Source organism: Caballeronia calidae (assembly GCF_900044055.2).
Taxonomy (GTDB): Bacteria; Pseudomonadota; Gammaproteobacteria; order Burkholderiales; family Burkholderiaceae; genus Caballeronia; species Caballeronia calidae.
In genome coordinates this window covers 21734-34693 of record NZ_FCOX02000013.1, presented here as the reverse complement: position 1 = coordinate 34693, position 12960 = coordinate 21734, and the positions used below count along the sequence as shown (strand labels likewise).

General features: G+C 64.8%; 10 protein-coding genes. 1 reads left to right on the top strand and 9 read right to left on the bottom strand.

Going from position 1 to position 12960, the window contains the following annotated elements:
* Positions 1 to 9: 9 nt before the first annotated feature.
* Positions 10 to 3324 carry a DEAD/DEAH box helicase gene (locus tag AWB78_RS14315; RefSeq protein ID WP_062605259.1) on the top strand — a complete coding sequence of 1105 codons (3315 nt, stop codon included), beginning with the start codon at positions 10 to 12 and terminating at the stop codon, positions 3322 to 3324.
* Positions 3325 to 3333: 9 nt separating this feature from the next.
* On the opposite strand, the gene pyrF is transcribed toward AWB78_RS14315, so the two are convergent.
* From pyrF to AWB78_RS14270, 9 genes are all read right to left on the bottom strand, one after another.
* Complete coding sequence (gene pyrF, locus AWB78_RS14310; RefSeq protein WP_062605258.1) at positions 3334 to 4146, bottom strand: orotidine-5'-phosphate decarboxylase; 813 nt, start codon at positions 4144 to 4146, stop codon at positions 3334 to 3336.
* 68 nt (positions 4147 to 4214) lie between these two features.
* Positions 4215 to 5318, bottom strand: a complete 1104-nt coding sequence (locus AWB78_RS14305) for an aldose 1-epimerase (RefSeq protein ID WP_062605257.1) — start codon at positions 5316 to 5318, stop codon at positions 4215 to 4217.
* 90 nt (positions 5319 to 5408) lie between these two features.
* Positions 5409 to 6296: an SMP-30/gluconolactonase/LRE family protein gene (locus AWB78_RS14300; RefSeq protein ID WP_062605256.1), complete on the bottom strand. Its 888-nt coding sequence runs from the start codon at positions 6294 to 6296 to the stop codon at positions 5409 to 5411.
* A complete protein-coding gene (locus AWB78_RS14295; RefSeq protein ID WP_062605255.1) occupies positions 6287 to 7075 on the bottom strand; it encodes an SDR family NAD(P)-dependent oxidoreductase in 789 nt (262 codons plus the stop codon). The genes AWB78_RS14300 and AWB78_RS14295 overlap by 10 nt, the downstream gene beginning before the upstream one ends.
* Before the next feature lie 695 nt (positions 7076 to 7770).
* Positions 7771 to 8787: an L-arabinose ABC transporter permease AraH gene (gene araH / locus AWB78_RS14290; protein ID WP_062605254.1), complete on the bottom strand. Its 1017-nt coding sequence runs from the start codon at positions 8785 to 8787 to the stop codon at positions 7771 to 7773.
* A gap of 17 nt (positions 8788 to 8804) precedes the next feature.
* Positions 8805 to 10319: an L-arabinose ABC transporter ATP-binding protein AraG gene (gene araG, locus AWB78_RS14285; RefSeq protein ID WP_062605253.1), complete on the bottom strand. Its 1515-nt coding sequence runs from the start codon at positions 10317 to 10319 to the stop codon at positions 8805 to 8807.
* 56 nt (positions 10320 to 10375) lie between these two features.
* Complete coding sequence (locus AWB78_RS14280) at positions 10376 to 11383, bottom strand: arabinose ABC transporter substrate-binding protein (RefSeq protein ID WP_062605252.1); 1008 nt, start codon at positions 11381 to 11383, stop codon at positions 10376 to 10378.
* Positions 11384 to 11503: 120 nt separating this feature from the next.
* On the bottom strand, positions 11504 to 12283 hold the full coding sequence (locus tag AWB78_RS14275; RefSeq protein WP_062605251.1) for an SDR family oxidoreductase: 780 nt from the start codon (positions 12281 to 12283) through the stop codon (positions 11504 to 11506).
* Positions 12280 to 12957 carry a 2-dehydro-3-deoxy-6-phosphogalactonate aldolase gene (locus AWB78_RS14270; RefSeq protein WP_062605250.1) on the bottom strand — a complete coding sequence of 226 codons (678 nt, stop codon included), beginning with the start codon at positions 12955 to 12957 and terminating at the stop codon, positions 12280 to 12282. The genes AWB78_RS14275 and AWB78_RS14270 overlap by 4 nt, the downstream gene beginning before the upstream one ends.
* Positions 12958 to 12960 lie beyond the last annotated feature (3 nt).

The following is a 12960-nucleotide window of genomic DNA, read 5'->3' as shown; positions in this document are numbered from 1 at the left end:
CGCGGATTCATGAACAATCGACAAAACCGCGCACCCGATCGGACGTCGTTCAGCAAGGATCAGGTGGCACGCTGGATGGGCCCGAAAACATTCGACAAAGCCCACGACTACGTTCATGCCGTCCGCGATATCGGCTGGACGGGCGACGTCCTGCGCGCGCGCGTTGCAGGCACGCAGCCCGAGCCGTACTCGGTGGATATCTCTTTCAGAGCCGACGAGCCGCAGGGCTATTGCTCGTGCCCCGTCGGTTACGCGTGCAAGCATGTGGCCGCCACGCTGCTCGCTTATCTGGAGCATGAGGAGCAGGCCGACCGTACCGGCGTGAGTCTGGAAGTCTCACAGTGGCTTTCGCGATTTCGCGCCAGGGTGGAGGCAACGCGGCAAGCTCAGGCAAAAGCGGCCAGACCCGCGGCCGGCGTGAGTCACCGGATTCTCTACGTGCTCTCGCCTTCCGTGTACGAGACCTTGTCATTCGAAGTGACGATGCTCAAGGCCCGGCTCGGCGTCGACGGCGCGATCCGCGCGACCGAAGTCTGGTATCCGAACTACGCGGCCTGGAGCAACCCGCCCAAATTCGTCGACAAGGACGATGAGGCCATCGTTCGAACGCTCAGAACCGAGCGCGGCTTTTCAGGCGATCGCTTTGCATTGCGCGGCAAGAAGGGCGCAGCCGTCTGGCAAATGATGCTCGCGACGGGCCGTCTCTACTTCGAGACGAACCCGCGCGCCGTCGAACTCGTGCAGCCGTTGCGCGAAGGCGCGCCGCGCCGTGGAAACATCGAGTGGATTCCGCACGACGACGACATGCTCTTCGCGTCGCTCGAAACCGAGCCCGAAGCCAATGCCGTTCTGCCGACGGAGCCGCCCTGCTACATCGATCTGTCCACAAACGAAACCGGAACGATAGACGCGCCCATTCCCGACGATCTCCTCGCCGACTATCTGGCGATGCCCGTTCTCACGCTCGAAGAGGCGGACGCGGTGCGGGCGGCGCTCGGCGAATTCGCGCCCGGGCTGCCCGCGCCGCCCGCGAACGGCGACACAGGAGTACGCACGCTCGACGCCGCGCCGGTGCCCGTGCTCACGCTGGACACGCTTCAGATCGACACGCCCCGCAAGCTGAACGCGCCCGCGATGGAGCTCGACATCGCCCTGCTCGACTTCGACTACGGCGATATCACGATCGCGGCCACCAGCCCCCAAGGGCTCGTGCGCCTCGCGGATGGCCAGCTCGCCCGGATCGCGCGCCGCGGCGATCTGGAGGACGCATGCTTCGGGCGCCTGCTGGAGGCCGGGCTGAAATCGGTGTCCAGCGCGCCGGTGAGCCGTGACGAGTCGCCGTACGCGGGCGGTTTCATCATGCCCGGACGCGATGCGTGGCCGGCATTCATTGCCGCGCAGGTGCCGGCGCTGCGCGAAGCAGGCTGGCGCGTCGTCATCGCGCCCAATTCGCGTTTCGATGTCGTCGAAATCGATGAGATCGACGCCGCTGCGCACGCTGAGGGGAATGGCTGGTTCGACCTCGAACTCGGCATCGCGGTCGAACAGGAACGCGTGCGTCTCGAGCCGCTTCTCGCCGAACTCTTCGCGCGCGACCGCCGCTGGCTCAACGGCGCGATCGATACCATCGACGACGCCCATGCCGTCGAGTTCCGCACCCGCGAAGGCAGACGCTTCATCCTGCGCGCCGGGCGGATCAAGCCGCTCGTGCGCGCTCTGATCGATCTGTTCGACCGCACCGTCTGGGAACCCGATACTCCGTTGCGGCTGACGACGCTCGAAGCCGGCCGTCTCACGGCGTCGGACGAAAAGTTGCGCTGGCAGTTCCACGGCGATGCCTCCGTCATCGAGCTCGCACAGCGGCTACGCAACGCCGCCGCGCCGCTCAAGATCGTCCCGCCACGCGGCCTGAAAGCGATGTTGCGCGATTATCAGCGCGAGGGCGTCGACTGGATGCAGTTCCTGCGCGAACACGATCTCGCCGGCGTCCTCGCCGACGACATGGGCCTCGGCAAGACCGTGCAGACGCTCGCGCACATCCTTGTCGAAAAGGCGGCGGGCCGTCTCACGAACCCGGCGCTGATCGTCGTGCCGACGACGCTCGTCAACAACTGGCAGGAAGAAGCGCGGCGTTTTGCGCCGGAACTCAAGGTGCTCGATCTGCACGGACCGCTGCGTCGTGAGCGCTTTGCGCACATCGCCGAACATGATCTGATCGTCACGACCTATCCGCTCGTCTGGCGCGACCACGAAGCACTGGCCCGCCATGAATATCACCTGGTGATTCTCGATGAAGCGCAGCATGTGAAAAACGCGTCGAGCAAGGCCGCGGGCGCGATACGGGCGCTACGGGGACGGCATCGGCTGTGCCTCACCGGCACACCGCTGGAAAATCATCTCGGCGAGCTTTGGTCCCAATTCGACTTTCTGCTGCCCGGTTTCCTGGGCACGCAAAAGGAATTCGCCTCCCGCTGGCGCAAGCCGATCGAGAAGCAGAACGATCGCGCACGCCGCGATCTGCTCGCACGCCGCATTCGCCCATTCATGCTCCGTCGCCGCAAGGACGATGTCGCGACCGAATTGCCGCCGAAGACCACCATCGTACGCAGCGTGGAGCTTGCGGACGCACAGCGCGATCTCTACGAAACCGTGCGCGCGGCGATGCAGAAAAAGGTGCGCGACGCCATCGCGACGCAAGGCTTCGCGCGCAGCCACATTCTGGTGCTCGACGCACTCCTGAAGCTGCGGCAGGTCTGTTGCGATCCGTCGCTCGTCAAATTGACGGACGCGCGGAAGACGGAGGGTTCGGCGAAGCTCGCGCTTCTGCTCGATATGCTTCCGAACCTGATCGAAGAAGGACGGCGCGTGCTCGTGTTCTCACAGTTCACCGGAATGCTCGCGATCATCGCGGCCGCGCTGGACGACGCGGGTCTGGGGTATGTCACGCTGACCGGCGATACGGTCGATCGCAAGACGCCGGTCAAGCGCTTCCAGGCGGGCGAGGCGCCCATCTTCCTGATCAGCCTGAAAGCGGGCGGCGTCGGCCTGAATCTGACCGCCGCCGATACCGTCATTCACTACGACCCGTGGTGGAACCCGGCCGCCGAGAACCAGGCGACGGATCGCGCGCACCGCATCGGGCAGGAGAAGCCGGTGTTCGTGTACAAGCTCATCGCCACCGGCAGCATCGAAGAGAAGATTCTCGAGATGCAGGAGCGCAAGGCCGCGCTCGCGGCCGGCATCCTGTCGGCGGACGCGCGCGCCGTCGAGAAGTTTTCCGCCGAAGACCTCGACGCGCTGTTCGCGCCGCTTCCGCTCAATTGAGCGGCGCGCTTAACGATACTGATTGATCGAATCGCGCGTCTTCTTTGCCGCTTCCGCCGCGGCTTGCGCGTAGTCGTCGCCCTTGCCGGCGTAGATGATCGCGCGCGACGAGTTGATCAGCATGCCCGCGCCGTTCGCGGTACGGCCCGCGCGCACGGTCGCTTCGACATCGCCGCCTTGCGCGCCGATGCCCGGAATCAGCAGCGGCATATCGCCGACGATGCCACGCACCGTTTCGATTTCCTTCGGAAACGTGGCGCCGACGACGAGCCCGAGCTGTCCGCTCGCGTTCCACTTTTGCGCCGCGAGGGTGGCGACGACCTGATACAGCGGCTTGCCGTCGGTCGTGAGAAATTGCAGGTCGGAGCCGCCCGCGTTCGAGGTGCGGCACAGCACGATCACGCCCTTGCCTTCATGCGCGAGGTACGGCTCGATCGAATCGAAGCCCATGTACGGATTGACCGTCACGGCATCGGCTTGATAGCGCTCGAACGCTTCCTTCGCGTATTGCTCGGCCGTGCTGCCGATGTCGCCGCGCTTCGCATCGAGAATCACGGGAATGCCGGCGTGTTTGTCGTGGATATGCGCGATCAGCGCTTCGAGCTGATCTTCCGCGCGATGCGCCGCGAAGTACGCGATCTGCGGCTTGAACGACGATGCATACGGCGCGGTTGCATCGACGATGGTCTTGCAGAATTCGAAGATCGAATCGGCGCGGCCTTTCAATGCGCCGGGAAATTTGGACGGCTCGGGATCGAGGCCGACGCAGAGAAGCGATTGCGTGCGCGTCCACGCGGCGTTGAGAGATTCGATGAAGGACATGGCGGGGAGAGTCTGAGAACGTCGATGCCATGCATTTTAACGTGCACGGCATCGCTTCCCTTGCCGCATCAGCGCGATGCACTCCGTTCGCGCGCCCTCGCACCCGCCCGCGTGCGCGGCCTTGCGCGCCGCGCAGCCTCCCCCGTGCGCTCGACAGTGAATCGAAACTCGCGCGACAACCGCTCCCCCGGTTCGAGCACCGTCATCCCGTTCGCCTCGCCGCCGCCCGGCAGATTCACGGCGTTGATCGGATGATCGACCGGCTCGAAGCAGAAAAAGCCTTCGCCGGGCGGCGCATACAGCACGTAGTAGTCGGTATCGGCGGCGATCGTCAGCGACAGGCGCCGCTTCGGCCACAGCACGCTCGTGCGGCCGCTCCATCCCGTGAACGCGTTGTTCACCATCTCCGATGGCATCGGATACGCGACGCCGAACTGCCACGCGGGCGGCGTCGGCACGTGTCGCACCGGAAGCCAGTCGTCGCCGCAAAGCCAGACGCCGCCCGCCGCCGCCGACAATTCCGTATCCGCCTCGCGCATCAGAAACGGATGCAGCCCGAGGCCGAACGGCAGCGCTTCGTTGCCGGTGTTCTGCACGTCGAGGGTGACGATGAGCGTCGCGTCATCGAGCGCGTACGTCTGCGCGGCGCGGAACGAATACGGCTCGCCGCCGCTGCGGTCGAGCGTCAAACGGGCGCGCCCCGCTTCTTCCTCTTCGACTTCCCACACGCCGAGCCAGCCGTCGCCGTGCAGCGGGAGCGGTTCGCCCGGGCGGTTGCACGGCACGTCGATGGAACGTCCGGAGAACTGAAAACGCCCGTCGCCGATACGGTTCGAATACGGCAGGAGCGGATAGCACGCGAGCTGGTTCGGATCGGTGTCGGGGCCTGGCTCGACGCATGGCCGGAAGATCGGCACCAGCGTGCCTTCGTGACGCCAGTCGAAACGCGTGATGCCGCCGCCGAGCGACGGCGCGAGTTCGAGCCGCAGATGCGCGTTGGCGAGCGTGATGCAGCCTTCGACTTCCGGTCCGCCGATCGCGACGGCGGCCGTCGAAGGTCCTGGCCGGATGGGCGGCTCGGCCGCGGCGGCCAGCCTGGAGCGGCGGGCGTTCGCCTGCGCCGTGGACGTCGAAACAGGATTCGGTCTTTGCTCTGTGCGCGCGACTGCCATGACTCGTGCTCCATCGAGAGGCGAAAGACCCGGCGCGGCCGGGGCGTGTCGGGCGGTGCGTCGTTGCGCGCCGCCTCGGTGTTGTGTGCGTTACGCCTTGCCCGCGAATACGGCTTCCGCGATACCGCGCGCGCCGGGCGTCGCGGCGAACACGCCGCCTGCGTGCGCGTCGCACTTCAGCGTGTCATCGTCGAGGCCGATGCGCGCGCTCGTCACGTACAGCGTGCCGAAGTCCGCGCCGCCAAACGCGACGCAGCTCGGCTGCGCGGTGGGCACGTCGAGGCGCGCTGTCTCGCGGCCGTCGCGCCCGTAGCGCACCACGCGCGCGCCGCCCCACTGCGCATTCCACAGGCCGCCTTCGGCATCGACGATGGAGCCGTCGGGCACGCCGCTCGCATCCGTCAGCTCGACGAACACACGGTCATTCGCGAATGTCGGATAGTCGCACACGCGGATCTGGCGCGTCGGCGAATCGCAGTAATACATCGTGGCGCCGTCCGGCGTAAAGCCGATGCTGTTCGAAATTGCGCAGTTCCCGAGCGGCAGCCGTTCGAGCGACAGGTCACGGTTCAGCCGATAAAACCCGCCGATCGCCTCCGCATCGTCGACATCATGCTTCGTGCCGAACACGAAACGGCCTTCGCGGTCGCAGCGGCCGTCGTTGAGGCGCGTCGGCAGACCGGCTTCGACTTCCATGATCGTGTCGATGTTGCCCGTCGCGATCTCATAGAACGCGAGCCGCGACGCGAGACCGAGCAGCAGGAATCGCGCGTCGGCGCACGGCGTGAAGCAGGCGAGCCGCTCGGGCATCGGGAACGATTCGCTCTTTTGATCGCGCGAATCGTAGCGCCATAATTTCTCGCCTTCGATATCGGTCCACCAGAAGCGGCCGCTCGCGGCGCACCATGTGGCGCCTTCGCCGAGCGAGCATTGGCTGTCGATCAGAAGTTGCGCGCGAGTCGAGTTCATCAGGCCCATCCTCCATCGACGATCATGTCCTGCGCCGTGATCATGCTGCTGTCGTCCGAGGCGAGAAAGAGCGCCGCGCGCGCGAGATGCGCGGGCAGCAGTTCGCCGTCGATGCACTGGCCCTGCTTGATCGCTTCCTTTCCGGCATCGTCGAGCCACAGACGTTTTTGCTTCTCGGTCATGACCCAGCCGGGCACGAGCGTATTCACGCGGATGCCGAACTTGCCGAGGTCGCGCGCGAGGCCGCGCGTCATGCCCTGCACGGCCGATTTCGACGTCGTGTAGACGGGGAAATTGCCTTGCTTGAGCATCCAGCTGATCGAGCCCAGATTGATGATCGAGCCGCCGCCCAGTTGCTTCATGTCCGCGATCACGGCCTGCGCCGCGAAGAACTGATGGCGGATGTTGACCGCGATGCCCGCATCGTAGGACTCGGGCGTGACGTCTTCGATGGCGTGGCGCTTGTCGTTGGCCGCGTTGTTGACGAGCACGCCGATCGGGCCGAGCGCGGCTCTTACGTCTGCGATGCCTTTTCTCAATGCGTCGATGTCGGTGAGGTCGACATTGAGAAACATCGGGCGGGTCTGGTCCTGGCGCAACGCCGCGCCGAGGCGGTCGGCGAGGGATTCGCCAGCGTCGGTGTCGATGTCGAAGAAGGCGACTTTCGCGCCTTGATCGAAGAAATGTTCGACGAAACCCGCGCCGATGCCGGTTGCACCGCCGGTGATCAGGACGGTCTTTCTTGCGAGGCTGGGATATCTTGCGAGGTTCTTGTCGATGGTGGCCATGGTTTTTCGTCTCTGTGCTTTTGGGCTTTCGCCGGATCCCAATTTCGCGTCGGTTTATTAGCGTTGCCCCTGTGCGGGGCGGCAGTCACTTTCTTTGCTGCTGCAAAGAAAGTAACCAAAGAAACAGCTATCCCCATCCAAAGTACTTCACACCGGCCCCGGCACAGAAGCACTCTCGTGGACCGGCAGTAGCGAGTGCCCTCACAAAACTCTCCGGGCTTGGATCGCGCACGGTCTGTCACATCGCACCACTTGACTGACTGGTAAGGCGCCAAATAGCTCCGGCCCGCTTCGCGGCCGACCGGTCCATCGGGTCGGCACACACGTCCTTGCTAACGCTTCTATCTCACTGCATTGGCCGTAGCTTGGTTTCCCTTGCATACCCGTCGGCAGCGCGTAGCGCTGTGCCGGAGCTATTTGGTGCTGAACCAGCGCCCTTAATGGTCTAGCTTGTCAGACCGTGCGCGGTCCATGCCCGGTTAGGCCTATGAGGGCACTCGCTACTGCTGGACCACGTGCGAAGTTCTGTGCCGCGGCCGGCCTGAAGTGCTTAGGCTGGGGAAAGCTGTTTCTTTGGTTACTTTCTTTGCAGCAGCAAAGAAAGTGACTGCCGCCCCGCACAGGGGCAGTGCAAATAGACCGACGCGAAAGCGGGATTCCACGAAGGCCCAAGCGCACCACCCGAAACCGAAAACCTAATCCCGCGCTCCACGATTCTTCAACTGATCGAGCAAGACAGCAGCAAGCAAGATAGCGCCCCGCACGAGGTACTGATAGAACGCGTCGATATTGAGCAGGTTCATCACGTTCTCAACAGTACCCATGATCAAAACACCGATCACGACGCCGGAGATCGTGGCCCTGCCGCCGAGCAGCGAAACACCCCCCAACACGCAAGCCGAAATCACGTTCAACTCGAAGCCCTGCGCCGCGTTCGGCTGCCCCGACGTGATACGCGAAGCGAGAATGACCCCGGCCAGCGCAGTCACCGCGCCCTGGATCAGAAAGATCCACACCCGAGTGCGCTCGACATTGATCCCCGCAAGCCGCGATGCCTCCGGATTCCCACCGATCGCCAACGTGTTACGCCCATAAACCGTCTGGTTGAGCAATACGCCAAAAACGATGAAGCACGCAAGCGTGACCCAGATAGGCAGGGAAATCCCGAGCATCGACAAGCCGCCGAGCGCAATGAACGTATCCGACGACACGCCCACCGCCTGCCCGTGCGACACGATGAATCCGAGCCCGCGCACGATCTCCATCGTCGCGAGCGTGGTGATCAGCGCGTTGATGCGCAGATACGCGATCACCGCGCCGTTCACGAAGCCGATCACCGCGCCCGCCGCCACCGCCGCGATGATCGCGATGAACGTGTTGTCGGTCGCGTTCAGCACCATCGCGCACAGCACGCCGGCAAACGCGATCGTCGAGCCGACCGAAAGATCGAAGTCGCGCGATGCGAGGCAGAACATCATCGTGCACGCGACCATGCCGATCTGCGAGATCGACAGCGCAAGGCCGAGCATGTTCTCGATCGAGAAAAAGTGATCGACGGTCAGCGACATCGTCAGGAACATCACGATGAAGATCACGATCAGGCTGTATTCCGTGATCTGCTGCCACCACTTCTGCTTGTCGCCCTTTTGCGGGATCAGCACGTTCGCGACGGTTTCCGTCGCCTGCCCCACGATGTTTTCTCTTGCTTCCATGATTCGCTCCTCTTTTTTTACGCCGCCTGCGCGACGGTCTCCGCCTGCGGCAGCGCGAGACTCAGCACCGCCTGCTCGCTCGCCTTCTCGCGCGGCAACTCGCCCGCGATACGCCCCTGCCGCATCACGACGATCCGGTCGGACACGCCGAGCACCTCCGGCAACTCCGACGAAATCATCACGATCGCGCAGCCGCGCTCGGCAAGCTGATAGATCACGTTGTAAATCTCATGCTTCGCGCCCACGTCGATGCCGCGCGTCGGCTCATCCAGAATCACGACTTTCAGATCCGGCTCCGCGAGCCAGCGCGACAAAATCGCCTTCTGCTGATTGCCGCCCGACAGAAAGCGGATGCGCTGCCTGCGGCTCGGCGTCTTGATCTTCAGCAGCTGAATGAAGCGCTCGGCCGTCTGCGCCTCCTTCTTGCGATCGAGAAAAATTCCGCCGCGCAGATAGTGACGCCGGCACGAGATGTTGATGTTCTCCGCGACCGTCGCCATCGCGACGATGCCCTCTTCCTTGCGATCCTCCGGACACAGCACGATGCCGTAACGGATCGCCTCGCCGGTGCTGCGGATCTTGATCGGCTGGCCATCGAGCGTGATGTCGCCGCCCTTCTTCTTGTCCGCGCCGTAGACGAGATGCATCAGCTCGCTGCGGCCCGCGCCGACGAGCCCGAAAAACCCGACGATCTCGCCGCGCTTCACATCGAAGCTCGCGGGTGCGGAGAGCGCGTCGCCCTGCACGTTCCTGACCGAGAAGCGCACCTCGCCCAAAGGACGCGCGCGATAGTTGTAGATATCGCTGATCTCGCGGCCGACCATCTCCTGCACGAGCGTCTCGCGCGGCACGTCCGCGAGCGACAGATGCGACGCGATCTTGCGGCCATCGCGGAAGATCGTGCACGCATCGCACAACTCGTAGATCTCGTCCATGCGATGCGAGATGTAGATCAACGCGCGGTTATCGGCCTTCAGATCGCGCACGAGCTTGAAGAGCACTTCCGTCTCGCGGTGCGAAAGCGAGCTCGTCGGTTCGTCGAGCGCGATCACGCGCGCATTGCGCAACAGCGCCTTGCAAATCTCCACCATCTGCCGCTGCGCGATGGACAGCCTGCGCAACTTCGCGTTCGGATCGAGATCGACGCCCATCGCCGCGAGCCTTTCGCGCACGTGCTTCTTCGCCGCGCGCTTGTCGACCCAGCCGAGCCGGTTCGGCAGCGCGCCGAGCAGCAGGTTCTCGGACACGGTCAGGTCCGGCACGTACTGCAATTCCTGGTGAATCACCGCGATGCCCGCCGCGATCGACGCGCCCGCACTCGCGAAATGCACTTCCTTGTCGTCGATGAGCACGCGCCCCGAATCGGGCTGATACTCGCCGCCGAGAATCTTGAGCAAGGTCGATTTGCCGGCGCCGTTCTCGCCCATCAATCCGTGAACTTCGCCGGCGTTGACGTCGAACGACACGCCGTCGAGCGCGCGCACGCCTGGAAACACCTTGCCGATATTGTCAAAACGCAGCGTCGCTGACACATCGCCTCCTATTTCCGCGCGGGCCGCGCTTCGTCGGCACGGCCCGCCATTGCACTTTAGTTCGATGCCAGTCCCATCTGCTGACGCACCGACGCCACGTTGTCACGCGTGGCCAGCATGCCGGACGTGAGCGTGAGCGCCGGCGGCGCCTTGCCGTCCTTGATCCATGCGTACATCAGCTCGGCCGTCTCTTCGCCGTGGCGCTTCGGGCTGATGATGACGGTGCCGTAGAAGCCCGTCGGGTTCGGCTTCTTGAACTCGTTCAGCGCCGAATCCGATCCGCCGATGCCGATGCCGATCATGTTGTCGGCCTTGAAGCCGCGGCCTTCGGCGGCGCGCACCGCGCCGAGCACGGCTTCGTCGTTCAGGCCGTAGGCGACCCAGTGCTTGAACTGCGGATTCTTCGTGAGCGCGATGTTCGCGGCGTTAAACGCGTTCTCGGTGTCGGTCTTCGCCTGCGGCGCCGCGATGATGTTCGCCTTCGGGAAGCCCGCGGCGACGAGCGCGTCGGTGGCGCCCGCGGTGCGGTCATGCGCGGTCGGCAACTGCTCGTAGGTCACGTCGATCGCGCCGACGTCCTTCATGTCCCAGCCGCGCTTCTTGATCTCGGCGGCAATGCCGTCGCCCACCTGCTTGCCGATGTTGTACGCCGAAATGCCCATGTGCGGCACGGACTCGATGGGCTTGCCCGAGCCGTCGACGAGGCGGTCATCGACCGTCATCATCTTGAGCTTGTCGGCCTTCGCCTTCGCGACGATGCCCGGTCCGAGCTTCACGTCGGGCGTGCAGATGATGAAACCCTGCGCCTTCTGCGCGGCCAGATTGTCGATCGCGCTCATCACCTTCTCGCCCGACGGCGCGCCGATCTTCACGAGCGTGAAGCCCTTGTTCTTCGCGGCGATTTCGGCGAACTTCCATTCGTCCTGGAACCACGGCTCTTCGGGCTGCTTCACGAGGAAGCCGATCTTGACGTCGTCGGCGGCCTGCGCGACAGGCGCAGCGATCATGGACGCGCTCGTTGCCGTGGCGGCGGCGATCAGCGTGAGGAACAGTCTGCGTTTCATCTTTTGTCTCCCGACCTTATCCGTTGTCTCAAAATGCCCGCGCGCGGGCGATACGAAGGTGTGTGGCCGCTTTCTTGTCGATTGATGCCGCACAGCGGCCAGTGCGTCATTCTTCTGTGTTCAGTCGTGATAGAGCGCCGAGCGCCCGCCATCCACGGTGATGCAGCTCGCATTGATGAACGGCGCCTCGTCGGATGCGAGGAAGACCGCCGTCATCGCAACCTCCTCCGGCTGGCCGATGCGTTTCATCGGCTGGAGATCGAGCGTCGCCTGGCGCGCGGCCTTCGGGTCGGGCTGCGCGTTCCACCAGTCCAGCGTCAGTTGCGTTTCGATGTAACCCGGCGCGATCGCATTCACGCGCACATGGTTCGGCGCGTATTCGATGCCGAGCGCACGCGTGAGGCCGATCACGCCGTGCTTCGCCACCGGATACGGAAAGCAGCCGGGAATGATCTTGAACGCGTGCGTCGACGCGATGTTCACGATGCTTCCGCGCCCGCGCCCGACCATGCCCGGCAGCACCGCGCGGCAGCCGTTCCACACGCCGTCGAGATCGACGGCGAAGCAGCGCCGCCAGTCGTCGTCGGTCATCGTGAGCGGATCGCAGAATACGTTGATGCCCGCGTTGTTCACGAGGACGTCGAGCGGTCCGATGGAAGCTTCGATGTGCTCGACCGCCTGCTTCACCTGCGCGCTTTGCGTCACGTCCGTCGGCACCGCGATCACGCGCGCGCCGCTCACTTCCGACCTGATGCGCTCCGCCGTCGCGTTCGCGGTGTCGATGTCGAGCTCCGCCAGCGCCACCGCTGCGCCCTCGCGCGCGAACGCCAGCGCGATCGCCGCCCCGATGCCGCGTCCCGCGCCCGTGACCATCGCGACTTTGCCGGCGAGGCGGTTCATTGGCTTTCGCCTCGCGCGGCCGCGAGGCCGTCGATGAACGCCTTCGCGTGCGACGCCGTCACCTCCGCGCTCTGCCCCGGCTTGTACAACGCGGAGCCGAGGCCGAAGCCGTTCGCGCCCGCGGCGAGAAATGGCCCCATGTTGTCCGGCGCAATGCCGCCGACCGGCACGAGCGGCACGTCCTTCGCGATCACCGCGCGCCATGCCTTCGTGATCGTCGGGCCGAGCTGTTCGGCGGGGAACATCTTCAGCACGTCGGCGCCGTTCTTCAGCGCGAGAAACGCCTCGTTCGGCGTCGCGACCCCCGGCGCGCACGCGAGCCCTTGCGCCTTCGCGGCGCGCACGACATCGGCGTCGCTGTGCGGCATCACGATCAGCTCGCCGCCCGCGGCCTTCACGCTCTCGACGTAACTCGGATGCAGCACCGTTCCCGCCCCGACGATGGCATCGGCCGGCAGCGCCTGACGGATCGCCGCGATGCTGTCGAACGGCTGCGGCGAATTGAGCGGCACCTCGACGATGCGAAAGCCCGCTTCGTACAGCGCGCGGCCGTGATCGGCCGCTTCGGCCGGCGTGACGCCGCGCAGGATCGCGATCAGCGGACACGCGGCGAACGCCTTCGCAAGACCGGCGTGCATGCCGTACGGCGCGGGCAGATTAATGGGAGGCTGCATCGT